Raw genomic sequence first — 24,878 nt, forward strand, 5'->3', positions numbered from 1 at the left:
ATTGAGTAAACGTCGGCGCAAAAAAAAGATCGCAGACAGGCTGCGATCTTTCGTGAAGCGAAAATCCGAGGGGATTAGCGCAGGGTGTCGACCATGTCCGCGATGGTGGTCAGCACGTCCTTGCCCAGTTGCTTCGAGCGCTTGCCCGACCAACCGGTGAGCGGGTTCGGCGCGTCATCGTGATCCTTGAACGGCATTTCCAGGGTCAGTGACAGGCAGTCGAACTTCTGGCCGACGCTGTTGCAGGCCAGAGTCATGTTGGCCTGACCCGGTTCGTCGCGGGTGTAGCCGTACTTGGTCTGGAAGTCTTTGGTGGTGTGTTTCAGGTGGCTGCGAAAATGCTCTTCGAGCTTCTCCAGGCGCGGGGTGTAACCCGGGTTGCCTTCGCAACCGGCAGTGAACACGTGGGGGATTTCTTCGTCACCGTGTACGTCGAGGAACAGATCGACGCCGTGCTTTTCCATTTGCTGTTGTACGAAAAGTACTTCCGGGCTGACTTCCTGACTGGCGTTCTGCCAGGCGCGGTTCAGGTCCTGGCCCATGGCGTTGGTGCGCAGGTGACCGTGGAAGGCACCGTCCGGGTTCATGTTCGGCACCAGGTACAGATCGGCGCTGGCCAGCAGTTTGTTCAGCACTGGATCGTCATGATGTTCCAGGCGTTCGATTACGCCCTCCATGAACCACTCGGCCATGTGCTCGCCGGGATGTTGCTGGGCGATGATCCAGATCTTGCGGCGACCTTCGGCGCCAGTGCCTTTGCGCAGCAGCTGAATGTCGCGGCCTTCGACGCTTTTTCCGGTGGCCAGCAGTTCGGTGCCGGCCTTGGTCAGCGCCTGCTCGATCAGCCAATCATGACGGCCACGGCTGTAGGGCTCGAAGTAGGCGAACCAGGCGTGGGTCTGCTCGGCTTCGAGGCAGAAGCGCAGGCTGTCGCCTTCGAATTGGGTCGGAATGCGGAACCAGTTGACGTGATCGTAAGAGGCGACCGCCTGATAGCCGGTCCAGGCCTTGTTGTAGGAGGACTGACTGGCGTTGACCAGTCGGAACCAGTGTTCCTGATGAACGTGCAGGCCGCTGGCCTTGAAGTGGAACCACTGGAAATGGCCGCTGCGGGTATCTGGCCGAATTGCCAGAACCGGGTTGAGCGGGTTGCTGATGTCGATGACTTGGATGTTGCCGCTGTCGAAGTTGGCGCTGATGTCGAACGAAGATTTGGCCACGGTCATAATCGATTCCTGAATATGATTTTTATGGCGGCTACTTTACACGCAAGACAGGGGTGAAACCGAGGGAAATTGCGGGTTGCGGCGGGGGGCGTCTTCCGTGACGCGGATGCAGCTTAGTGGCTATGCGATTGATTCTCAAGTGCTAATTGGCATTACTTTGCCCCAATGCGGCCGGGGTTCGCTTGCCAGGCAATATTCTTTTGATATTATCCGCGCCATCGAATTTGCGGCACCCAAAGACTTCATTAGCCTGAAGCCACAAGCCAGAAAACTGGCAAAAAAAAGACCCGGCAAAAAGCCGGGTCAAAAACCGTGATTAGCCTGATGAGGAGATAGTCCAGAAGACCGACCTAAGGTCTCTGGTCCATCGACTGATCTCGCGACCAGCTGCTTGCAATAATAATCATTATCATTTGCAAGTCAAATGTTTTTATCTGCGCGATTGGAAAGTTCTTTCCTGTCCGTCCGAACTCCCGTCTTCAGCGAACCGCGCCATCTAGCGAGTGATCGACCATCGCTCGTGCCATGTCCACCATGTGCACGACCGAAAACGCCAGATCCCGGTTGACGCCCTGTAAGCCATCCGCAGCCTTGAACGCCGTGGCTGCTGCGCATCGCAGCAGGTCGGAGGCGTGGACCAGGGATTCTTCGCCACTCAGGTTGCTGTTCACGCCGAAGAAGCGTTCCTCTGCATCCGGTTCTGACACAGCTGGTTTCAAGTAATAGTCCAACGCCCGTTGCGCAGCGGCACACCCTTGCGGGGAGGTGAAGGTGGTATCCATTTGCAGGTCGGGCAAGTCTTTGCTGGTGATATTCATGGTGAAAGGTCACTCCTTGGTCGATTCAAATCCGTGACCCAAGAATAGTACTATCAGTATTTGTGACCAGAATTTAAATACTACAATATGTGTTTTGCCGGCCGCAGGCGTCCACGTATGGTGCCGCACATGGATAAATGGATTGAGTTGGTCAAGGCCAAAATGAGTGAACTCAACGTCACTCAAGTCGAACTCGGCGAGCGCGTCGGCATGTCGCAGGGCGGTATCGGCCATTGGCTGAACAAGCGCCGCGAGCCCGGCATCACGCAGATGAACCGCGTGCTGAAAGCGCTGGGCATGGAGTATCTCGAGGTCGCGGTGGTGATTCGTGAACCGCAGATCGATGCGGACGACGAAATGCCCCTGGCGCAGAAGTACAACCCTTACTTTCGCTATCCGGTCAGCGAGTGGAATGCGCCGGTCGAGGCCCGCGAGAGCCAGCCAGCGTATTCGAGTGCCAAGGACAAGCGACGTTTCGAACTGACGGATTACCACGCCCGTGGCCCGGCGTTCTGGCTGACGGTGACGGGTAACGCGATGACTGCGCCCACCGGGCAGAGCATCGGCGAAGGGATGATGATTCTGGTGGACCCGGCGCTGGAAGCCGAGCCCGGAAAACTGGTGATCGCCCAGTGGCCGGACAGCGACGAGGCGATTTTCCGCAAGCTGATCGAAGAGGGCGGCCAGCGTTACCTGGTGCCGCTCAATCCGACCTGGCCGAAAGCCTTGTTGACCGATGAGTGCCGAATCATCGGTGTCGTGGTTCAGGCAACGGCCAAATACTAGTCAGATCGATCCTCGCCAGGCGTAGGATCGATCCACCTTTCAAGCTTCCTCCAACTCGACCAGCGCGCTGCCTTCGCTGACCATTTCGCCTTCCTGGCAATACAGCGCCTTGATCACCCCGGCATGGGGCGCGCGGATGCTGTGCTCCATCTTCATCGCCTCGAGCACCACCAATTGCGCACCGGCTTCAACCGATTGCCCGGCCTCCACCAGCACCCGCACGATGCTGCCGTTCATCGGCGCCGTCAGACCGCCCTGATGGCTGTGGCTGGCGTCGACAGCGCTGATCGGGTCATACGTTTCAACGCGTCGCAACTCGCCGTCCCATTGCAGAAACAGCACCTCTTCACGACGAATCGCCCGCAGCTGCCGACGCAGCCCGTCGTGCTCGAGTATCAGTTGCTCGCCGATCAGTTTTGCATTACTGCCAGCACCGAGCGTCAACGCCCGGTCCTGCCCCTCGCAACTCAAATGCAGAGTGATTTCCCGTGGCAACCCAGCGCGCAAACCGCTGGGAAGCGCCCAAGGCGAAGCCGGATCATCCGCCCGAGCCATCCCCGGCAGGCTCTGTGCAAAAGCCTGCGCCGCCGCCTCCCAGAACTCATCGCTCAGCGCAGCAGGCGCTGGCAGCAACTGTTCCTGATAGCGCGGAATGAATCCAGTATCCAGCTCGGCCGCCGCGAACGCCGGATGACCGATGATCCGCCGCAGGAAGTTGATGTTGGTCTTCAGCCCGCCAATCGCGAACTCATCGAGCATGCTCAGCAGCCGCAAACGCGCCTGTTCACGATCCTCGCCCCAGGCAATCAGCTTGCCGAGCATCGGATCGTAGAACGGCGAAATCTCGTCGCCTTCCTCAACGCCGCTGTCCACACGGCGCCCCGGCCCTGCGGCGGATTCGCGATACAGATCCAGACGCCCGGTTGCCGGCAGGAAGTCATTCGACGGATCTTCCGCATACAATCGAACCTCAATCGCATGCCCGTTCAGCGGCACCTGATCCTGGGTGATCGGCAGTGCTTCGCCGCGAGCAACGCGAATCTGCCAGGCCACCAGATCGAGCCCGGTGATGGCTTCGGTGACCGGGTGTTCGACCTGCAGCCGCGTGTTCATCTCCATGAAGAAGAACTCGCCGCGAGCATCCAGCAAAAACTCCACTGTGCCAGCGCCGACGTAACCGATGGCCTGCGCCGAACGCACAGCCGCTTCGCCCATGGCCCGGCGCAGTTCCGGGCTCAGCCCCGGTGCGGGTGCCTCTTCGACGACCTTCTGGTGCCGGCGCTGAATCGAGCAGTCGCGCTCGTTCAGGTACAGGCAATTGCCATGCTGATCGGCAAACACCTGGATTTCCACATGGCGCGGCTTGAGCAGGTATTTCTCCACCAGCATCCGCGAGTCGCCGAACGACGACTGCGCTTCACGCTGTGCGGAGGCCAGCGCTTCAGCCAGTTGACTGACGTCCTCGACGACCTTCATGCCTTTACCGCCACCGCCAGCGGTGGCCTTGAGCAGCACCGGATAGCCGATGCGCTCGCAAGCATCGCGGAAGGTGTCCAGATCCTGAGCTTCGCCGTGATAACCCGGCACCAGCGGCACGCCGGCAGTTTCCATCAACGCTTTTGCGGCGGATTTGCTGCCCATCGCGTCGATGGCCGAGGCGGGTGGGCCGAGGAAGATCAGGCCGGCCGCTTCGATGGCGCGAGCAAACCCGGCGTTCTCCGACAGAAAGCCATAACCCGGATGAATCGCCTGAGCGCCGCTGGCCTTGGCCGCTGCGATCAGTTTGTCGATTTGCAGGTAGCTGTCAGCCGCTTTGCTGCCGCCCAGATCCACACGGATATCCGCTTCACGGCTGTGCCGCGCTTCGCGGTCGGTGGCGCTGTGCACGGCGACGGTGGTCATGCCCAGCGCCTTGGCGGTACGCATGACCCGGCAAGCGATTTCGCCACGGTTGGCCACCAGCAGGGTGGTGAGAACAGGTGCGCTCATCAACGCGGCTCCTTGGTGGTGGTTGCGGCTTGCCAGCTCGGCGCACGTTTCTGCAGAAAGGCTCGTAGACCTTCCTGGCCTTCCGGGCTGACACGGATGCGCGCGATGGCGTTTTCGGTGTAGCGGCGCAGGGCCGGCGTCAGCGCGCCGTTGCCGACCTCACGCAGCAGATCCTTGCTGGCGCGCATGGCGGCGGGGCTGTTGAGCAGGAGGTTGTCGATCCATTGTTCGACTTTCTGTTCAAGCTCGGCCGCCGGATAGCTTTCGGACAGCAATCCAATCTCACGCGCCCGTTGGCCGCCAAAACGCTCGGCCGTCAGCGCATAACGCCGTGCCGCGCGCTCGCCGATGGCTTGCACCACAAACGGACTGATCACCGCCGGCGCCAGGCCAATGCGTACTTCCGACAGGCAGAACTGTGCGTCGTCTGCGCCAATCGCCATGTCGCAGCAACTGATCAGACCCAGCGCGCCGCCGAACGCCGCGCCTTGCACCACGGCCACCGTCGGGATTTTCAGTTTGGCGAGGTTGTACATCAGCTCTGCCAGTTCTCGGGCGTCGTCGAGGTTGGTGTGGTAATCGAGTTCGGCCGATTGCTGCATCCAGGCCAGATCCGCGCCGGCGCTGAAGTGTTTGCCGCGTCCGCGCACCAGCAGGAAACGCAGGCTGGCGTCGCTGGCGACCTTGTCCAAAGCCAGGATCAGTTCGCGGATCATCTCGGCGTTGAACGCGTTGTTCTTTTCTTCGCGGCTCAGCCACAGGGTCGCGAATCCCCGTGGATCGCTGTGCAATTCGAGGGTGTTGAAGTCGCTCATGAGGTTCTCCCGATCACATCCGGAACACGCCGAAGCGGCTCGGTTCGATAGGCGCGTTCAACGACGCGGACAAGGCCAGGGCCAGTACATCGCGGGTCTGCGCCGGGTCGATGACGCCGTCGTCCCACAGTCGTGCGCTGGAGTAGTAGGGGTGACCCTGCTCTTCGTACTGGTCGAGAATCGGTTGCTTGATCTCGCTTTCCTGTTCCGCACTGAAGGCCTGACCGCTGCGTTCGGCCTGCTCGCGCTTGACCTGAACCAGCACGCCGGCCGCTTGTTCGGCGCCCATCACGCCGATCCGCGCGTTTGGCCACATCCACAGGAAACGCGGATCGTAGGCCCGCCCGCACATGCCGTAGTTGCCTGCGCCGAAGCTGCCGCCGATGATCACGGTGAATTTCGGCACCTTGGCGCACGCCACGGCGGTCACCAGTTTCGCGCCGTGCTTGGCGATGCCGCCGGCCTCGTATTTCTGGCCAACCATGAAGCCTGTGATGTTCTGCAGGAACAGCAGCGGAATCCCGCGCTGGCAGGCCAGTTCGATGAAGTGCGCGCCTTTTTGCGCGGCTTCGGCGAACAGGATGCCGTTGTTGGCGAGGATCGCGATCGGGTAGCCGTGCAGATGGGCGAAGCCGCACACCAGTGTCGTCCCGAACAGCGCTTTGAATTCATCGAACACCGAACCGTCGACCAGTCGCGCAATCACTTCGCGCACATCGAACGGCTGCTTGGCGTCCGCCGACACCACGCCGTACAACTCGTCGCTGGCGTACAGCGGCGCAATCGGCGCGCGCTGCTGCACTTCGCCGAGTTTGCGCCAGTTGAGGTTGGCGACGCTGCGGCGGGCGAGGGCGAGGGCGTGCTCGTCGCTTTCGGCGTAATGATCGGCGACCCCGGAAATCTTGCAATGCACATCGGCCCCGCCGAGGTCTTCGGCGCTGACCACTTCACCGGTCGCGGCTTTCACCAGCGGCGGGCCGGCGAGGAAAATCGTCGCCTGATTGCGCACCATGATCGCTTCGTCAGCCATCGCCGGCACGTAGGCGCCGCCGGCAGTGCAGGAGCCCATGACCACGGCAATCTGCGGAATACCCATGGCGCTCATGTTGGCCTGATTGAAGAAGATTCGCCCGAAGTGCTCGCGATCCGGGAACACTTCGTCCTGACGCGGCAGGTTGGCGCCGCCCGAGTCCACCAGATAAATGCACGGCAAGCGGTTTTGCTGGGCGATGGTCTGGGCGCGCAGGTGTTTCTTTACGGTCAGCGGGTAGTACGAGCCGCCTTTCACCGTCGCGTCGTTGGCGACGATCATGCATTCGACGCCTTCCACGCGGCCGATCCCGGCAATCACGCCAGCGGCCGGCACGTCCTCGCCATAAACGGCATGGGCGGCCAATTGGCTGATCTCCAGAAACGGCGAGCCCGGATCAAGGAGGCGGTTGATGCGCTCACGCGGCAGCAGTTTGCCGCGCGAGGTGTGACGTTCCTGAGCTTTCGCGCCGCCGCCCTGGGCCACTTGGGCGAGCAGGGTATGCAGGGCGTCGACCTGTTCGAGCATCGCCGCGCTGTTGGCGGCGAACTCCGCTGAACGAGGGTTGAGCTGGGTATGCAGGATAGCCATGGACAGCTCCGTTTAGCGGGTTTCGTTGAACAGTTCGCGACCGATCAGCATGCGACGGATCTCACTGGTGCCGGCGCCGATTTCGTACAGCTTGGCGTCACGCAGCAGACGGCCGGCCGGGAATTCGTTGATGTAACCGTTGCCGCCGAGAATCTGGATCGCGTCCAGAGCCATTTGCGTGGCGCGTTCGGCGGTGTAGAGGATCACGCCGGCGGCGTCCTTGCGCGTGGTTTCGTTGCGCTCACAAGCCTGGGCCACGGCGTAGAGGTAGGCGCGGCTGGCGTTGAGTTGGGTATACATGTCGGCGACTTTGCCCTGGATCAGCTGGAACTCGCCGATGCTCTGGCCGAACTGCTTGCGGTCGTGGATGTACGGCACGATCAGGTCCATGCACGACTGCATGATTCCGGTCGGGCCACCGGACAGCACGACGCGCTCGTAATCGAGGCCGCTCATCAGCACTTTCACACCGCCGTTGAGCACGCCGAGGATGTTCTCTTCCGGCACCTCGACGTCATCGAAGAACAGCTCGCAGGTGTTGGAGCCGCGCATGCCGAGTTTGTCGAACTTGTTGCTGCGGCTGAAGCCTTTCCAGTCACGTTCGACGATGAACGCGGTGATGCCGTGCGGGCCTTTTTCCAGGTCGGTCTTGGCGTAGATCACATAAGTGTTGGCGTCGGGGCCGTTGGTGATCCAGGTCTTGCTGCCGTTGAGCACGAAACGGTCGCCGCGTTTATCGGCGCGCAGTTTCATCGAAACCACATCGGAACCGGCGTTCGGCTCGCTCATCGCCAGAGCGCCGACGTGTTCGCCGCTGATCAGCTTCGGCAGGTATTTGGCTTTCTGTTCGTGGTTGCCGTTGCGGTTGATCTGGTTGACGCAGAGGTTGGAGTGGGCGCCGTAGGACAACGCCACCGAAGCCGAGCCACGGCTGATTTCTTCCATCGCCACCACGTGCGCCAGGTAGCCCAGGCCAGCGCCGCCGTACTCTTCCGGCACGGTGATGCCGAGCAGGCCCATATCGCCAAACTTGCGCCACAGATCGGCCGGGAACAGGTTGTCGCTGTCGATCTGCGCGGCACGCGGGGCGATCTCCTTGGCGACAAAGGACTGAACCTGATCGCGCAGCATGTCGATGGTTTCACCGAGGGCAAAGTTCAGGGATGGGTAGCTCATGGGTCACCTTTTGGCTTTTTTGTAGGGTGGGGAGAAGGGCGTTTCAGTTCTCACCTTTACGTTAACGTAAGCCTGTGACGAATGGCTGTCAATCACCCTTTACGTTAACGTCAACTTGAGCGAGAGTAGGGCCAGTTCTGAATGGTCGGAGCTGCCGTGGCTCCGTTCCAACACCCACTAATAAAGACAATAGGGGTCGTCATGGATCAACCCAGTGCAAACCCGCAGCGCAGCTATACCCGTGGTTCCCAGGACAAAGCCTTGCTGGCGATGACCATCGGGCAGAAGTTCGACGAGACCGTCGCGCAGTACCCGGACGGCGAGGCGTTGGTGGTGCGTCATCAGCAGCTGCGTTACACCTGGCGGCAACTGGCCGATGCGGTAGACGTGCATGCCAGAGCGCTGCTGGCGTTGGGTTTGCAGACCGGTGATCGGCTCGGCATCTGGGCACCGAATTGCGCGCAGTGGTGTATCACGCAGTTCGCCACCGCGAAGATCGGCGTGATCCTGGTCAACATCAACCCGGCCTACCGCAGCTCCGAACTCGAATACGTGCTCAAGCAATCCGGTTGCCAATGGCTGGTCTGCGCCGGTGCATTCAAGAGCTCCAACTATCACGGCATGTTGCAAGGCTTGCTGCCGGAACTGGCCGAGCAATCCATCGGCGAACTGCGCAGCGAGCGCCTGCCGGAGCTGCGCGGCTTGATCAGCCTCGATCCGCAGCCGCCTTCGGGTTTTCTTCCGTGGTCGCAACTGGCCGATCTGGCCGCCAGTGTCTCTCCAGAACAATTGCGTGAACGCAGCGACGGTCTGCACTTCGATCAACCGGTCAACATCCAGTACACCTCCGGCACCACCGGTTTCCCCAAGGGCGCGACCCTCAGTCACTACAACATCCTCAACAACGGTTACATGGTCGGCGAAAGCCTCGGTCTGACCGCTGCCGATCGGCTGGTGATCCCGGTTCCGCTGTATCACTGCTTCGGCATGGTCATGGGCAACCTGGGCTGCATCACCCACGGCAGCACGATGATCTATCCCAACGATGCCTTCGATCCGCTGCTGACCCTGAGCACGGTCGCCGAAGAAAAGGCCACCGCACTGTACGGCGTGCCGACCATGTTCATCGCCATGCTCGATCAACCGCAACGCGCCGAGTTCGACCTGTCGACCCTGCGCACCGGGATCATGGCTGGCGCCACCTGCCCAATCGAAGTGATGCGCCGGGTCATCAACGAAATGCACATGAGCGAAGTGCAAATCGCCTACGGCATGACCGAAACCAGCCCGGTGTCGCTGCAGACCGGCCCATCCGACGAGCTGGAACTGCGCGTCACCACCGTCGGCCGCACCCAGCCGCAACTCGAAAGCAAAATCATCGACGAGGCCGGCAATCCGGTGCCGCGCGGCACCATCGGCGAACTGTGCACCCGTGGCTACAGCGTGATGCTCGGCTACTGGAACAACCCGCAGGCCACCGCCGAAGCCATCGACGCGGCAGGCTGGATGCACACCGGCGACCTGGCGAGCATGAACGACGAGGGTTACGTGTGCATCGCCGGGCGTAACAAGGACATGATCATCCGTGGCGGTGAGAACATTTATCCGCGCGAACTGGAAGAATTCTTCTTCACCCATCCAGCGGTGGCGGATGTGCAGGTGATCGGCATTCCCTGCTCGCGTTACGGCGAAGAAATCGTCGCCTGGATCAAATTCCATCCCGGCCACAGCGCCACCGAACAAGAACTGCAAGCGTGGTGCAAGGAGCGCATCGCTCACTTCAAGACGCCGCGTCATTTCAAGTTCGTCGAGGAGTTTCCGATGACGGTGACGGGCAAGATCCAGAAATTCCGGATGCGTGAGATCAGTATCGAGGAGTTACGTAGCAACGAGGGCTGACGATTAGAGCTTTCGAAGCCAGGGCGCGGACCCTGGCTTCGAAAGCGGCGCTTATTGCTTTACTTCTACATTTTCCAACGCCTGATTAACCGCTAACTCCCCCAACATCACCACTTGCGCAATGCCCAACAGGGTCTTGCGGTTCGGCCCTTCCAGCAGGCCGGCAAAGTCACCGAGCATGACCGTGGCTGAAGCCAGGGATTCGCAGGCGTTGGCCAGCAATGACTCCGTGTCGGTTTGCGGGTTGACCATGAACATGTCGTTTGGGGTGTAGGGCGTGGCCATGATCTTGGCTGCGGGGGTCAAGTAATAGTCGAGGGCGCGTTCGGCGGCGTCGTGGAGTTTTCTTGAATCGGGAAATTCGTAGGGGGACACCGGATCTTCTAACGGTGGAATGACGGTCTTGGACATCAGCTGGAACTCCGGAAAGAGTCGCTTGAGGATTTTTATCGACGGCTGTCAGGCAGTGAGGGGACAAGCCCCTCACCGAGGCGGCAACTACCGCGAGACGTGATGGTTATCCAGCACACGATTGACCAGCAGCTCACTCAGCATGATGACCTGCTGCAGAATCTGCATCGCCTTGCGCTGCGACGGATCGACGGTGTTGCCGAGATCCCGGGCCATGTCACTGGCCGACGACAGCGTTTCGCACGCTTCGACCAGCAGCGTTTCGTCATCCATCGTTGGATTGACCAGATAGATCTTGCCGGGCTTGCGCGATGGCTTGGACGTCTTCTGCGCCCCAGGATCGAGGTAATGATTGATCGCCCGCTCGGTGGCCGTTTTTATGTTTTCGGCTTCGAGTGCGGCGTCGTAGGGGATTGAATCGGTTTCTGGTGGGTTTGGTGTGGCTTTGAACATACGTGTAACTCCTATCGCAGATCTCAAGGAGCCATCACCCACGCTACCAAACGATGGGTGGCGGCCATACGCGGGTTGGTAGACCGGCTGCAATAGGAACCCGGCGCTCACGAATGAGCCCCACGCATGACCACCATAAAACAGAGCCCCAAAAAGGGACTGCATACGGTGTTGCCATACAGCTATTACAGACGGGCTACCAAACCCGATCACTGTTTTTCAGTGACAGGGAAACGATATAGCCCACCCCATAGCCGCGTAAGCCGGCGGATTCTGGCGTACGCGTAGGCAACGACGCAAGGTGTTGTAGCCCTTATGGCGTAACGGTTCGTGTAATTTAAACGGGCATGCGGCGTCGTGTTTACACACAGCGAAAGCCGTGAATCCTCTGTGTTTTTGTAGGGATTACTTGTATGCGGGGGCTGGATATTGAGGCACAAGATCAATTGCCTCACTGAGATCTTGCCGAGTGAGCGCTTGTAGGAAGGTGGAGATGGGGGAGGGAGATCCGTCGCGGACAATTTCAGAACGCCAGACAGCACAAAGGGGAGCCGAAGCTCCCCTTTAATTTTGTCGTCGCGTGCTCTTTTTTATTATTGAGGGGCGGTCTGTTGTTGTTTTTGGCAACCGTGGCCCTTTACCGCTGTTTTTGGCGACCCCCATCCGGGGTCAAGAGCAAACGTATTTTTTTGAGCGCTGATCTGCTTTCTCGTCTAGCGATCCAACCGATTCGGGAGCTACCTGAAGGTAGTTTTATTGTTCTCTGCCCGGTTGCGGGTCATTCCGAGGAATACCCTGAAAAGCACACCTTCTCCAAAAAAATCTGTTAGCTGCGTCTCTGCCGTGTTGTTTTTGTTATGTCAGAGTCGGTACGTCTTATTTTTATTGGTTTGCTGCTTTTTATTCTTGTTATGCCATAGAGATAGCAGAAGCCGTGCCAACTTTTCAAAACCCTTGTAAATCAAGGGCTTGAGATTTTTGAAGGATTTTTCCTTCAGGCAAAACCAGACAATCTGTTTCCGTGTTACTCGCTTGTGCCCACGTTTCGCGCTCGGCGGTAACACCATCCCCTCACTGTGCACTGCGAGCCTTGGCCACACGCGATCCGGTTGGGCGACCCAGCACCGCACTGATCTGTTGGCCGGCGGCAATCAAGGCGTCGAGGTCGATGCCGGTCTCGATGCCCAGGCCATTGAGCAGGTACACCACGTCTTCGGTGGCGACGTTACCGCTGGCGCCTTTGGCGTACGGGCAGCCGCCGAGGCCGGCGATCGAGCTGTCGAACACCGCGATGCCTTCCAGCAGGCTGGCGTAGATGTTGGCCATGGCCTGGCCGTAGGTGTCGTGGAAGTGGCCGGCGAGTTTTTCGCGTGGCACCTGATTCGAAACCACTTCGAACAGCCGGCGGGTCGCGCCCGCGGTGCCGGTACCGATGGTGTCACCCAGCGATACTTCGTAGCAGCCCATCGCGTACAGCTCGCGGGCGACCATGGCCACTTGTTCCGGGGCGACCTCGCCTTCATAAGGACAGCCAAGCACGCAGGACACGTAACCGCGCACGGTAACGCCGTGCTGTTTCGCCGACTCCATGATCGGCGCGAACCGCGCCAGGCTTTCGCTGATCGAGCAATTGATGTTGCGCTGCGAAAACGCTTCGGACGCGGCGGCAAACACGGCGACTTCCTTGACCCCGGCGGCCAGCGCATCCTCAAAACCGCGCAGGTTCGGCGCCAGTGCGCCGTAGGTCACGCCGGGCTTGCGCTGGATCTGCGCGAATACATCAGCGGAACCGGCCATCTGCGGCACCCACTTGGGCGAGACGAAACTGCCGACTTCTATATAGCCGAGGCCGGCGGCGCTCAGCGCGTCGACCAGTTGCACCTTGTCGGCAACGCTGATGGGCTGGGCTTCGTTCTGCAGGCCGTCACGCGGGCCGACTTCGATCAGGCGTACTTGGGAGGGGAGGGACATGGCGTTGACCTGTTGTAGTTGTCGGGAGGCTACTGCGCGACTTGCTGACTCTTGAGCGTCTGCTCCAGCGCCTGCACGCAGCGTTCTTCGGCGGTGTCGAGCTCCAGCTTCATCTGTTCGATGTCCAGCAACTGCTGCTCGAGCTGTTCCCGGCGCTCGCTGATTTTCGCCAGCATGCTGTTGAGTTGTTTGGTGTTACCGCTGGAGGGGTCGTAGAGCTCGATCAGCTCGCGGCACTCGGCCAGGGAGAAACCGATGCGCTTGCCCCGCAGGATCAGCTTCAGGCTGACCTTGTCGCGCGGCGAATAGATGCGTTCCTGGCCTCGGCGCTCAGGGCTGAGCAGGCCTTGTTCTTCATAGAAGCGGATCGCCCGGGTGGTGATGTCCAGCTCGCGGGCGAGGTCGGAAATGCTGTAGGTCTGGCTGCTCATGAAAGCGCTCGAAGAAGGGTCTTGGCGCTAAGCTAATGGCAGGTTGACGTTTACGTCAAGTAGCGGGCGTCTGCAGCTTGTCGAGCTTCTTCTCGTGCGCTGTCACTTGCTGGCACAGCTCGATCATCTGCTCGCGCATCCAGCGGTTGGCCGGGTCCTGATCGGTGCTTTCGTGCCAGTACAAATGGGTTTCCACCGGCGGCACATCGTTGACCGGCAGATTGAACGCATGCAGGTCATGGCGCCGGGCGAACCGTTCCGGCACGGTCATCACCATGTCGGTCTGCTGCAACACCTGGGACGCCATCAGATAGTGCTGCGAGCGCAGCGCAATCTTGCGCTGGATGCCCATCTTGCCCAGCGCCAGATCGACGTGACCCAGGCCACTGCGCCGGCTGGAAATATGAATGTGGGTCAGCGACAGGTAATCGTCGAGGGTGAATTTTTCCTTGGTCGCCAGCGGATGGCCCTTGCGCATGGCGCAGACGTAACGGTCTTCCATCAGCTTGACGTGGCGCACCTGCGGGTCGGTGTTGAGCGGCGCATCCACGGCAAAGTCGAGACGCCCGGCGGCCAGCTCCTTGGTGGTTTCCCGGCGCTTGGACAGGAAACTTTCGATGATCACCGTCGGCGCCAGACGACGCAGGCGCTGGAACAGTGGCGGCAGAATCACCGCTTCGGTCAGGTCGGTCATGCTGATGCGATAGGTCTTGACCGCTTGCGAGGGGTTGAAGATGCGGCTTTCCTGAACCGAAACCCGTAACAGCGACAGCGCGTTGCGCACCGGGCCAATGATGTTCTGCGCCATGGGCGTCGGCACCATGCCCTGCGCCGTACGTACGAAGAGCGGGTCGTTGAAGGTCTCGCGCAACCGCGCCAAGGCGTTGGACACCGCCGGCTGGGTAATGCCGACAATCTGCCCGGCGCGGGTCAGGTTGGCTTCGGTGTAGATCGCGTCGAAGACGATGAAAAGGTTGAGGTCGACCTTGCTCAGATTCATTACGCGGCTCTCTTGTTATAGGTGAATGGCGCGGGTCAGGGCGGCCAGGAAAATCAACCAATCATATATCGGTGATGAATGTTTATACACGCCGAGAATAGGCTAGGTAAATTATCAGCGCTGTTCTAGCATCGATTGCATGACTTAAACAACCTGCCGAAAAAAGGTAATTGCTCATGGATTTCGCTTATTCGCCCAAGGTGCAAGAACTGCGTGAGCGCGTGACCGCGTTCATGGACACTTACGTTTACCCGGCCGAAGCCGTGTTCGAGCGTCAGGTCGCCGAGGGCGATCGCTGGCAGCCGACGGCGATCATGGAAGAACTCAAGGCCAAGGCAAAGGCCGAGGGACTATGGAATTTGTTTCTGCCTGAGTCGGAACTGGGCGCTGGCCTGACCAACCTCGAATACGCGCCATTGGCGGAAATCATGGGCCGTTCGTTGCTCGGTCCCGAGCCGTTCAACTGCTCCGCCCCCGACACCGGCAACATGGAAGTGCTGGTGCGTTACGCCAACGAAGAGCAGAAACAGCGCTGGCTCGAACCGCTGCTGCGCGGCGAGATTCGCTCGGCGTTCGCCATGACCGAGCCGGACGTTGCGTCCTCCGACGCCACCAACATGGCCGCCCGTGCTGTGCGCGATGGCGACGAGTGGGTCATCAATGGCAAGAAATGGTGGACCTCCGGCGCCTGCGATCCGCGCTGCAAGATCCTGATTTTCATGGGCCTGAGTAACCCCGACGCCCCGCGTCACGCTCAGCACTCGATGATCCTGGTACCCGTCGACACTCCCGGCGTGAAGATCCTCCGTCCGCTGCCGGTGTTCGGTTACGACGACGCGCCCCACGGCCACGCCGAAGTGCTGTTCGACAACGTGCGGGTGCCGTACGAAAACGTCCTGCTCGGTGAAGGACGCGGCTTCGAAATCGCACAAGGTCGCCTTGGCCCAGGCCGGATTCACCACTGCATGCGTTCGATCGGCATGGCCGAGCGCGCACTGGAACTGATGTGCAAACGCTCGGTGAGCCGCACTGCGTTCGGCAAACCGCTGGCACGTCTGGGTGGTAACGTCGACAAGATCGCCGACTCGCGGATGGAAATCGACATGGCACGCCTGCTGACCCTGAAAGCGGCGTACATGATGGACACCGTGGGTAACAAGGTCGCCAAGAGCGAGATCGCGCAGATCAAGGTCGTCGCGCCGAACGTCGCATTGCGGGTGATCGACCGGGCGATTCAGATTCATGGCGGGGCCGGGGTGTCGAACGACTTCCCGTTGGCCTACATGTACGCCATGCAACGTACCCTGCGCCTGGCCGACGGCCCGGACGAGGTGCACCGCGCGGCGATCGGCAAGTTCGAGATCGGCAAGTATGTGCCGAAGGAAATGCTGCGTAGCGAGCGCTGAAGACAGGTTGCGCCAGTAATCATTGATTGCTGGCGCGTTACCGCAAATGGGCGATGATCGTTCCCACGCTCTGCGTGGTAACGCAGCCATGGACGCTCTGCGTCCACTGTGACGCGGAGCGTCACGGTATGCATTCCCACGCAGAGCGTGGGAACGATCACCGGCCTGACGCCTCGCCGTGGGAACGATCAGTGGTTCGACGCTCAGTAAACCCAAACCTCAACCCGCCGATTCTTGATCCTGCCTTCATCCCCGCTGTTGGTCGCCACCGGCATCAGCGCGCCAAACCCGCGCACCTCGCGCAATACCACGCCGTTTTTCACCAGCTCCCTGCGTACCGCCATCGCCCGCAGCTTCGACAGCAAATCCGCCCGCGCCGGGTCGTCCTTGGCGTCGCCGAATCCCACCAGTGTTACCGCGCGGTCAGTCTTGTCGTGGTGCTTTATATAGTCGAACACCCGAGCCAGATCCTGGCGGGCCTTGTTGTCGAGGCTGGCGCTGCCTTCTTCGAAACGGAAGTTCACCGTCAGACGCTGGGCGTGGCGGCTGAGGGATTGATAACCCTCGGGCATCAGCGCATTCGGTGTGACGGCGATGGCCTGCACGGTCTGGGCAATAAAACCGTTGGCCGCAACAATCGCCTGGCCCCGACGGCTTTGCGCAAAGTCCACCAAGGCCTTGGCCCAGGGATTGTTGCTGTCGGGCGGCAGATAGAAGAACAGCCGCCGCGACAGCGGATAGTCTTCGGTGGCGATCAGGCTGGCGAGTGGCAGCATCGCCTGGGATTGCCCGTCGACAATCGCCACGGCCTTGGCCTGACGCACATAGGGCAGGCCGATGAAACCGATGGCCTGAGGATCGGCACTGACCGCGTCGGACAATTGTTCGCTGGATTCAAACCGTTTCGCGGCATTGCTCAGGGATTTCCCACGACGGCTGAGGACAAGTTCCTTGAACGTGTCGTAGGTGCCGGACTGATCATCCCGCGTATATAAATGAATCGTCCCCCCCTTGCCGCCGACGTCTTCCCACGTCTTCGCCTCGCCGCTGAAGATTCGCGCCAGTTGTTCGGTGTTCAGTTGATTCAGCGGATTGTCGGGATGAAGGATGATCGCCAGGCCATCGATGGCGATGACTTGTTCGGCGCCGGGGCTTTTCAGATCGCCCCGGGCTTGCAGGTTCAGCAGTTCGCTGTCTTTGATCGGGCGCGAAGAGGCGGCCAGATCGGCGCTGGCGTTCTTGAGTGCAGTGAAACCGGTGCTTGAGCCGTGGGCAGCGATTTCCACCACGACCCTCTGGCCCTGGGCCGTCAGGCCGACGACTCGTTGTTCGTTGGCGGTGTCCGGGGTTTCGCTGTGGACTTTCAACAGCCCCTGGTCTTGCAACAGGCCTTCCACCAGCGCCGGGCCGAGCGCCGCGCCAATGGTGTTGGAACCCTGGATGCGCAATGCCGGGCCGCTCTCGGGAATGGGCAACGCCGCAACCGCAACCTGCAGCCAGGCGCTCAGGAGAAAGACAAACAGAACACGCAGGGTCATGCCGGCACCGATTGCAGCCAAGGGGATTGCCGGGGAGATTAAGTCAAAGACGTTTCTGAAAGATGACAGGACAGAAGATCACCACCGCTGGCTGTGATCTTCTGCTTTCAAGCGAATCAGCTCAATTCCAGCCAGATCGGCGCATGGTCCGAAGGCTTTTCCATCCCGCGCAGTTCATAGTCGACGCCGGCGGCTTTCACCCGTGGCAGCAAACCGTGGGACGCCAGAATCACATCGATGCGCAGGCCCCGTTTCGGCTCGTCTTCAAACCCGCGGCTGCGGTAGTCGAACCAGCTGAACGTGTCGGTCACGTCCGGGTTCAGGTGACGGAAACTGTCGGTCAGGCCCCAGTTTTTCAGGCGGGCCATCCACTCGCGCTCTTCCGGCAGGAAGCTGCATTTGCCGGTTTTCAGCCAGCGTTTCATGTTGTCCGGGCCGATGCCGATGTCGCTGTCTTCCGGAGAGATGTTGACGTCGCCCATCACCACCAGCGGCTGCTCGTTGTGGAACTGGCTCTCCAGCAGGGCTTGCAGGTCGCTGTAGAAACGCTGTTTGGCCGGGAATTTGGTCGGATGGTCGCGGCTTTCGCCCTGTGGGAAATAGCCGTTCATGATCGTCACCGGCACGCCGTTGGCGTCGGCGAATGTGCCCCAGATAAAGCGCCGCTGTGCGTCTTCTTCATCGGTGGCAAAACCTTTGTGTACGGCAATCGGTTCCTGGCGCGAGAGCAGGGCAACGCCGTAATGGCCTTTCTGGCCGTGGAAATACACGTGATACCCCAGGGCCCGCACTTCTTCCAGCGGGAACTGGTCGTCGTGGACCTTGGTTTCCTGCAGGCCGATGACGTCCGGCTGATGCTTTTCGATCAGCGCCGCCAGCTGATGCGGGCGGGCCCGCAGTCCGTTGATGTTGAAGGAAACGATCTTCATGGTCGGCAGTCCTGGCAAAAGGGCGATGCTAGCTGACATGTAGGATCTGGGCCAGCGTGGCGGTAGTCCATATGCGCTGCTAATGTCTTTCGGGTGTGGGAACGATCCCTTCTGCCCAAGGCTCGTATAACAAGAACGGGGCCTCTTGAGTCCCGTCCAGGGAGAATCACCGTCATGCCTGAAACCCAAACCGCCGTTGCCGACATCCACATGCTCGACCGCGGCTATTCCCGTGAAGCGCGATCTCTTCTCTATCAGGCTTATCGCCACGAGCCGACCTTCGCTTACCTGTTCGAAGCCGAGCGCGCGGGTTACGAGCAGCGGGTGCGGGCCACGGTGCGGGAGCTGGTCAAACAGCATTTCCTGCAGGATCTGCCGGCCATCGGCCTGCTGGTCAACGATCGCCTGATCGGCATCGCCCTGATCGCGCCGCCGCAACGGCGTCTGGGCGTTACCGAGAGTTGGGCTTGGCGTTTGCGCATGGTGCTGAGCACCGGCTTCCGCTGCACCCGCCGTTATCTGGAATATCACGCTGCCGTTGAAGCCTGCGTGCCGACCGACTCGGTGCACATGCTGCCGCTGCTCGGTGTGCATCCACAATTTCAGGGCAAGCATTTCGGCGAGCAACTGCTGCAAGCGGTGCACAACTGGTGCGCGGTGGACGAAAGCTCCCAAGGCGTGATTCTCGACACCGGCAACCCGCGCTATCTGGAGTTCTACAAGCGTCAGGGTTACGAGGAAATCGGCGAAGTGGCCGTCGGCCCGGTTCGCGAGCACGTGTTTTTCCACGCCAACCCGCAGGTGTTACAAACAGCAACGGGATGACCATCGAACTTTTTCGGAAATTTCCTGTTCTATCACGCTCCCAAGCCCGTGATAGCATCCGCGCCTATGAAGTTTCCAGGAAGATTTACCAGTGGCGTGCTCATGCTGTTAACCAGCTGCGCGGCGCTGGCGCAAAGTGAATTGGATGTGCGGATCAAACCGTCCAACGATGAACTGAAAGCCAATATAGAAGGCTATATCGGCAGTCTCGGCGATCGTGACGAAGAAGCCTTGCAGCGCTTCAGTCGCGGCGCCGAAGAACAGGCGCGCAAGGCGGCCCAGGCCTTGGGTTATTACCAGCCGCAGATCGAAAGTGACGTCAAGGGCGGTGAAAAACCGCGTCTGGTGCTGAACATCGATCCCGGCGAGCCGATTCGCCTGCGCAACGTGACCGTGCGTGTTGACGGTCCGGCGGCCTCTCTCAAATCCTTTCGAGTCCCCAAGAGTGACGTGCTCAAGCCCGGCGCGGTGCTCAACCATGGGCGTTACGAAGACGCCAAGCGCCTGATTCAGAACCAGGCCTCGCGTTATGGCTTCTTCAGTGGCCGTTTCACCAGCCAGAAATTGATGGTCGATCCACGCGCCGGGGTCGCCGATGTCGAACTGATCTACGAAAGCGGCCCGCGTTATGCGCTGGGCAAGGTCAGCTTTGAAGGCGACACGCCGTTCGACGAAGACCTGCTACAACGCATGGTGCCGTTCAAGGCCGGCGAGCCGTATGACTCCGAGCTGATCGCCGAACTCAACCGCGACCTGCAATCGAGCGGATATTTTGAAGGCGTACGGGTCGACGCCGCACCGACCGCCGCGAAAAACGACGTGATCCCGGTGGACGTCAAACTCGACACCCGCAAGCCGCGCACCATGGGCCTCGGTCTCGGTTATTCCACCGACGTCGGCCCGCGAATCAAGGCCAACTGGACCCGCCACTGGGTCAACCCGCAGGGCGACAGTTATGGCTGGGAGGCCGAACTATCGGCGCCACGGCAGAACGTCGGTCTGTTCTACGACATCCCGCTGGACCCGCCGCTGACCGACAAACTGCGCTGGGCCGGCGGTTATCAATACGAGGACATCGACGGTTCCGACACCTTGAGCAAGCTGCTGACTTTCGGCCCGGAATGGCACAGCAAATTGCCGAGCGGCTGGCAGCGAGTGATCTCGCTGAAATGGCAGCGCGAGGAATACCAGCTCGGAGACGACTCCGGTCTGAGCACCTTGCTAATGCCCGGCGTCAGCTATTCCTACCTCAAGAGTGACAACCGCATCGACCCGCACAACGGCTATCGCCTGACCTTCGAAAGCAAGGTTGCGAAAGAAGGCCTCGGCTCCGACAACAACCTGGTTTACGGCACGGCGCTGGTCAAAGGCCTGACCACCGTGTTCGACAAGCACCGTCTGCTCGGTCGGGTACAGGTCGGCGGCAGCGCCACCAACGGCTACAAATCGGTGCCGCCGTCGCTGCGCTTCTTCGCTGGTGGCGATCAGAGCGTGCGCGGTTACGACTATCAGAGCCTGTCCCCGGAGAACTCCGAGGGCGACCGCATCGGCGGGCGCTATATGGTGGCCGGCAGCGTCGAATACCAATACTCGATTGCCGAGAAGTGGCGCGTGGCGACCTTCGTCGATCAGGGCAACTCCTTCAACAAACTCGAACTGCCGAACCTCAAGACCGGGGTCGGTATCGGTGTGCGCTGGGTTTCGCCGGTGGGGCCGATCCGCCTCGACCTGGCCCATGCGCTGGACGACGATGGCGGCATCCGGCTGCACTTTTCCATGGGGCCTGAGCTGTGAAGCGTGGTTTGAAAATATCGGCGCTGGCGCTGTTGTCGCTGGTGCTGCTGATTGTATTGAGCATCACCGCTGTCCTCGGAACGCAGGCCGGCAGCCGTTGGGTGCTGGGTCTGGTGCCGGGCCTGAGCGTCGACGATTTCCAGGGTCGTCTCGGTGGGCAATGGAGCGCCGATCATCTGCTGTGGCAGCAGGACAGCAGCCGCGTCGAGCTGAGCAAACCGATCTTCGAATGGTCGCCGCTGTGTCTGACGCGCATGACGTTGTGCATCGAACAGCTCAAGGCCGATACCGTCAGCCTGCAATTTCCGCCGAGCGAAGAAGTCACCGAAAGCGGCCCAATCAAACTTCCTGATCTGCAATTGCCCGTGGCCATTGAGCTGGGCGACGTGCAGGTCGGCAGCCTGTTGTTCAACGGCAGCGAAGAATTGAAAGGCCTGCAACTGGCGGCGCACTGGACGGCCAAAGGCATGCAGATCGACAGCGTGAAACTGCAACGCGACGAGTTGAGCCTGAACCTCTCCGGCCTGCTACAACCGACCGGCAACTGGCCGCTGAACATCACCGGTGATCTGACCTTGCCGTCGCCGGCGCCCGAGCCGTGGACGCTGGCGCTGAAAATCGACGGCGACCTGCTAAAAACCCTCAACCTTAACGCCGACAGCCGTGGCTACCTCGACGGCCAGTTGAGCGGCGAACTGCAACCGTTGGCGGAAAACCTGCCGGCCAAAGTGCGGATCACCTCGGAGGCGTTCAAGCCGAGTGCGGATCTGCCGGACACGCTGCAATTCAATCAACTGCTATTGACCGGCGAAGGCGACCTGAAAAACGGTTACCAATTGCTCGGCAATGCGACGCTGCCTGCCGATAAAGGCCCGGTAGCGCTGTTGCTCAAAGGCAAGGTCGACGCCAACGGTGCACAGATTGCCGGCCTCGATCTGACGGCCAACGACAAGCAAAGCCTCAAGCTCACTGGCAATGTCGACTGGAGCAAAGGCCTCAGCGCCCAGGCCAACATCAACTGGCTGGATTTCCCCTGGCACCGGCTCTATCCGGAAATCGACGAGCCGCAGGTCACGTTGCGTACCTTCACCGGCGAAGTCTCCTACACCGACGGTCAGTACCTCGGTAACTTCGCCGCCGCTGCAGATGGTCCGGCGGGGGCGTTCAGCCTGAGCAGTCCGTTCAGTGGCAATCTCAAGCAGATCTTCCTGCCGCAACTGAAACTCGAAGCCGGGCAGGGCAAGGCCGAAGGCCATGTGAACGTGCAGTTCGCCGATGGCATCGCCTGGGACACCGCGCTGGAGCTGTCGGCGCTCAACCCGGCGTATTGGGTTGCGGAGCTGCCGGGCACCCTGGCCGGCCCATTGAAAAGCAAAGGCGAAATGAAAAACGAGCGCCTGAGCCTGAATGCCGACCTCGATCTGAAGGGCAAACTGCGCGGGCAACCGGCGATCCTGCAAGCCAAGGCCGACGGCGCGGGCGAGCAGTGGAATCTGAATGCCCTGCAAATCCGCCTCGGCGACAACAGCATCAACGGCAAGGGCAGCCTGCAACAGAAACTCACCGGGCAGATCGACATCAAACTGGCGCGTCTGGCCCAGCTCTGGCCGCAACTGCGCGGGCAGATCAACGGGCGGGTCGATGTCGCCGGCACGCTCAAGGCGCCGCAAGGCAAGCTCGGCCTGCAAGGTTCGCAACTGGCGTTCCAGGACAATCGCCTGCAAAGCCTTAACCTCGATGCCACCCTCGACAGCGCGCAACGGGCGAAAATCGACCTCAAGGGCAGCGGGATTCAGGCCGGCGACACGTCGCTGGGCACCCTGACCGCCAGCGCCCAGGGCGATATCAAAAGCCAGAAACTCAACCTCGACCTGCTCGGGCCGAAGCTGAAACTGGCGCTGGGCCTGGACGGCAATCTGGACAAGGGCAACTGGCGCGGGCGTCTGGCCAGCGGTGACATTCAGGCCGGCGGTCAGGACTGGAAACTGCAAAACCCGGCGAAACTCGAGCGTCTGGCCGACGGCAAGATCAACTTCGGCGCCCATTGCTGGATGTCCGGCAATGCCAGCCTGTGCGGTGAAGATCAGCGCCTGATGCCGGAGCCGAAGCTGCGTTATCACCTCAAGCAATTCCCGATCGAAAGCCTGGCGCAATGGCTGCCGAAGGATTTCGCCTGGCAGGGCAAGCTCAACGCCGACCTGCAACTGGACCTGCCGGCCAGCGGCCCGAATGGCCAGATCAGCGTCGATGCCAGCGGCGGCACCTTGCGCATGCGCGAGAAGGATCAGTGGGTCGACTTCCCGTACCAGACCCTCAAGCTCACCAGCAAACTCACGCCCAAGCGCATCGACACTGATCTCAATTTCGTCGGCGGCAAGCTCGGTGAACTGATGGTGCAGGCACAGCTCAATCCGCTGCCGAAGAACAAGCCGCTCAGCGGTACATTCCGCCTCAGCGGGCTTGACCTGTCGGTGGCGCGGCCGTTTGTGCCGATGGTCGAGAAACTCACCGGGCGCCTGAACGGCAGCGGCACGATTTCCGGTGGCCTGCTCGCGCCGCTGGTCAACGGCACCGTGCAGCTCAGCGACGGCGAAGTGTCCGGGCCGGAGTTGCCGATCGAACTGCAAGCGTTGCAACTGCAAGCGGTGATCGCCGGTGAGGCCGTGCAATTGAATGGCGGCTGGAAAAGCGGCAAGAGCGGGCAGGGCAGTCTGAACGGCAACATCGCCTGGGGTCAGGCGTTGGTGGTGGATCTGGCGCTCAAGGGCACGCAATTGCCGGTCACGGTCGAGCCCTACGCGAAACTGGAGGTAGCGCCGGACCTGAAGATTTCCATGGCCGGCGATGAGCTGGCGATTGCCGGCAAGGTGCTGGTACCGAAAGGCGAAATCACTGTGCGGGAACTGCCGCCATCGACGGTGAAAGTCTCCGATGACACGATCATCGTCGGCGCGCAGACCGAAGAGGGCAAGCCGCCGCTGGCGATGAAAATGGACATCGATGTGGTGGTCGGCCAGGACAAGTTGAGCTTCGCCGGGTTCGGCCTGACCGCTAACCTGCAAGGCCAGGTGCACATCGGCGACAACATGGACACCCGTGGCGAGCTGTGGCTCAACGACGGACGCTACCGCGCTTATGGTCAGCGCCTGACGGTGCGTCGCGCGCGTCTGCTGTTTGCCGGCCCGATCGATCAGCCATATCTGGACATCGAAGCAATTCGCCAGACCGATGACGTGATCGCAGGCATCCGCCTGAGCGGCAGCGCCGAGCAGCCGACGACACAGATCTTCTCGGAACCGGCCATGAGCCAGGAACAGGCGCTGTCTTATCTGGTGCTGGGACGTCCGCTGAGCACCACCGGCGAGGACAACAACATGCTCGCGCAGGCCGCGCTCGGCCTGGGCCTGATGGGCAGTTCCGGGGTCACCAGCAGCCTGGCCAGCGACCTGGGCATTCAGGACTTCCAGCTCGACACCCAGGGCAGCGGCAACACCACCAGCGTGGTGGCCAGCGGCAACATCTCGGAAAAACTCAGCCTGCGCTATGGCGTCGGCGTGTTCGAGCCGGCCAACACCATCGCCTTGCGTTACAAACTGAGCAAAAAGGTTTACCTCGAAGCCGCCAGCGGCGTGGCCAGTTCGCTGGACATCTTCTACAAGCGGGATTTCTAGAGCGCACCTGTTTACTTGAACCGAGGCGCGGCCTTCGCGAGCAAACTTGCTCCCAAAGATATCTGCGGCTGACATGAATGTGTGCCTGCCACCGATCAAATGTGGGAGCGAGCCTGCTC

At 60.7% G+C, this 24,878-nt stretch carries 20 protein-coding genes; 7 read left to right on the forward strand and 13 right to left on the reverse strand.

All coding sequences use genetic code 11. The annotated features are described in order from the left end of the window. Positions 1–74: 74 nt before the first annotated feature. Positions 75–1,226: a M14 family metallopeptidase gene (locus tag AC07Y2_RS14435; protein ID WP_103386190.1), complete on the reverse strand. Its 1,152-nt coding sequence runs from the start codon at positions 1,224–1,226 to the stop codon at positions 75–77. A 97-nt stretch (positions 1,227–1,323) separates the two neighbouring features. Here AC07Y2_RS14435 and AC07Y2_RS14440 point away from each other — a divergent pair, with 97 nt between their 5' ends. Further along, the gene (locus AC07Y2_RS14440; protein WP_134333879.1) at positions 1,324–1,542 is read left to right on the forward strand and encodes a hypothetical protein; all 219 of its coding nucleotides are present in this window, start codon (positions 1,324–1,326) and stop codon (positions 1,540–1,542) included. A 163-nt stretch (positions 1,543–1,705) separates the two neighbouring features. Here AC07Y2_RS14440 and AC07Y2_RS14445 read toward each other — a convergent pair whose 3' ends face one another. Next, the gene (locus AC07Y2_RS14445) at positions 1,706–2,044 is read right to left on the reverse strand and encodes a DUF6124 family protein (RefSeq protein WP_039767517.1); all 339 of its coding nucleotides are present in this window, start codon (positions 2,042–2,044) and stop codon (positions 1,706–1,708) included. A gap of 129 nt (positions 2,045–2,173) precedes the next feature. Here AC07Y2_RS14445 and AC07Y2_RS14450 point away from each other — a divergent pair, with 129 nt between their 5' ends. After that, positions 2,174–2,830 (forward strand): LexA family protein, encoded by a 657-nt coding sequence (locus AC07Y2_RS14450; RefSeq protein WP_039767691.1) that lies wholly within the window; start codon positions 2,174–2,176, stop codon positions 2,828–2,830. Positions 2,831–2,869: 39 nt separating this feature from the next. On the opposite strand, the gene AC07Y2_RS14455 is transcribed toward AC07Y2_RS14450, so the two are convergent. The 4 genes from AC07Y2_RS14455 to AC07Y2_RS14470 are packed head-to-tail and all read right to left on the reverse strand — an operon-like array spanning position 2,870 to position 8,431. Then, positions 2,870–4,819 carry an acetyl/propionyl/methylcrotonyl-CoA carboxylase subunit alpha gene (locus AC07Y2_RS14455; RefSeq protein WP_103386189.1) on the reverse strand — a complete coding sequence of 650 codons (1,950 nt, stop codon included), beginning with the start codon at positions 4,817–4,819 and terminating at the stop codon, positions 2,870–2,872. Further along, entirely contained in the window at positions 4,819–5,634 is an 816-nt protein-coding gene (locus AC07Y2_RS14460; protein WP_103386188.1) for a gamma-carboxygeranoyl-CoA hydratase, read from the reverse strand. The genes AC07Y2_RS14455 and AC07Y2_RS14460 overlap by 1 nt, the downstream gene beginning before the upstream one ends. 13 nt (positions 5,635–5,647) lie before the next feature. Further along, the gene (locus AC07Y2_RS14465) at positions 5,648–7,255 is read right to left on the reverse strand and encodes a carboxyl transferase domain-containing protein (protein ID WP_007951515.1); all 1,608 of its coding nucleotides are present in this window, start codon (positions 7,253–7,255) and stop codon (positions 5,648–5,650) included. Positions 7,256–7,267: 12 nt separating this feature from the next. Beyond that, positions 7,268–8,431, reverse strand: coding sequence for an isovaleryl-CoA dehydrogenase (locus tag AC07Y2_RS14470; protein WP_039767508.1), 1,164 nt, complete (start codon positions 8,429–8,431; stop codon positions 7,268–7,270). A gap of 201 nt (positions 8,432–8,632) precedes the next feature. Here AC07Y2_RS14470 and AC07Y2_RS14475 point away from each other — a divergent pair, with 201 nt between their 5' ends. Further along, on the forward strand, positions 8,633–10,330 hold the full coding sequence (locus AC07Y2_RS14475) for an AMP-binding protein (protein ID WP_103386187.1): 1,698 nt from the start codon (positions 8,633–8,635) through the stop codon (positions 10,328–10,330). A 51-nt stretch (positions 10,331–10,381) separates the two neighbouring features. Here AC07Y2_RS14475 and AC07Y2_RS14480 read toward each other — a convergent pair whose 3' ends face one another. The 5 genes from AC07Y2_RS14480 to AC07Y2_RS14500 all read right to left on the reverse strand — a co-directional run bounded on the left by AC07Y2_RS14480 (position 10,382) and on the right by AC07Y2_RS14500 (position 14,596). After that, positions 10,382–10,741: a DUF6124 family protein gene (locus AC07Y2_RS14480; RefSeq protein ID WP_103386186.1), complete on the reverse strand. Its 360-nt coding sequence runs from the start codon at positions 10,739–10,741 to the stop codon at positions 10,382–10,384. Between the two features lie 87 nt (positions 10,742–10,828). Further along, on the reverse strand, positions 10,829–11,194 hold the full coding sequence (locus AC07Y2_RS14485) for a DUF6124 family protein (protein ID WP_039767501.1): 366 nt from the start codon (positions 11,192–11,194) through the stop codon (positions 10,829–10,831). Positions 11,195–12,265: 1,071 nt separating this feature from the next. After that, on the reverse strand, positions 12,266–13,165 hold the full coding sequence (locus AC07Y2_RS14490) for a hydroxymethylglutaryl-CoA lyase (RefSeq protein ID WP_064380750.1): 900 nt from the start codon (positions 13,163–13,165) through the stop codon (positions 12,266–12,268). Between the two features lie 29 nt (positions 13,166–13,194). Next, positions 13,195–13,596: a MerR family transcriptional regulator gene (locus AC07Y2_RS14495; RefSeq protein WP_007951507.1), complete on the reverse strand. Its 402-nt coding sequence runs from the start codon at positions 13,594–13,596 to the stop codon at positions 13,195–13,197. 55 nt (positions 13,597–13,651) lie between these two features. Continuing rightward, positions 13,652–14,596 (reverse strand): LysR family transcriptional regulator, encoded by a 945-nt coding sequence (locus AC07Y2_RS14500; protein WP_064380747.1) that lies wholly within the window; start codon positions 14,594–14,596, stop codon positions 13,652–13,654. Between the two features lie 176 nt (positions 14,597–14,772). On the opposite strand from AC07Y2_RS14500, the gene AC07Y2_RS14505 reads away from it, so the two are divergent. Then, positions 14,773–16,002: an acyl-CoA dehydrogenase gene (locus AC07Y2_RS14505; RefSeq protein ID WP_074688994.1), complete on the forward strand. Its 1,230-nt coding sequence runs from the start codon at positions 14,773–14,775 to the stop codon at positions 16,000–16,002. Between the two features lie 203 nt (positions 16,003–16,205). On the opposite strand, the gene AC07Y2_RS14510 is transcribed toward AC07Y2_RS14505, so the two are convergent. Together AC07Y2_RS14510 and xthA are read right to left on the reverse strand one after the other, a co-directional pair. Continuing rightward, positions 16,206–17,540 carry a substrate-binding domain-containing protein gene (locus AC07Y2_RS14510; protein WP_103386222.1) on the reverse strand — a complete coding sequence of 445 codons (1,335 nt, stop codon included), beginning with the start codon at positions 17,538–17,540 and terminating at the stop codon, positions 16,206–16,208. Positions 17,541–17,656: 116 nt separating this feature from the next. Then, complete coding sequence (gene xthA / locus AC07Y2_RS14515; RefSeq protein WP_085667520.1) at positions 17,657–18,469, reverse strand: exodeoxyribonuclease III; 813 nt, start codon at positions 18,467–18,469, stop codon at positions 17,657–17,659. 174 nt (positions 18,470–18,643) lie between these two features. Here xthA and AC07Y2_RS14520 point away from each other — a divergent pair, with 174 nt between their 5' ends. The 3 genes from AC07Y2_RS14520 to AC07Y2_RS14530 all read left to right on the forward strand — a co-directional run bounded on the left by AC07Y2_RS14520 (position 18,644) and on the right by AC07Y2_RS14530 (position 24,759). Then, complete coding sequence (locus AC07Y2_RS14520) at positions 18,644–19,294, forward strand: GNAT family N-acetyltransferase (RefSeq protein WP_085612687.1); 651 nt, start codon at positions 18,644–18,646, stop codon at positions 19,292–19,294. Positions 19,295–19,360: 66 nt separating this feature from the next. Beyond that, the gene (locus AC07Y2_RS14525) at positions 19,361–21,088 is read left to right on the forward strand and encodes an autotransporter assembly complex protein TamA (protein ID WP_039767489.1); all 1,728 of its coding nucleotides are present in this window, start codon (positions 19,361–19,363) and stop codon (positions 21,086–21,088) included. Then, complete coding sequence (locus tag AC07Y2_RS14530) at positions 21,085–24,759, forward strand: translocation/assembly module TamB domain-containing protein (RefSeq protein ID WP_103386184.1); 3,675 nt, start codon at positions 21,085–21,087, stop codon at positions 24,757–24,759. Before AC07Y2_RS14525 ends, AC07Y2_RS14530 begins: the two co-directional genes overlap by 4 nt. Positions 24,760–24,878 lie beyond the last annotated feature (119 nt).

The sequence above is a fragment of the Pseudomonas sp. GW456-12-1-14-TSB6 genome (assembly GCF_059424205.1).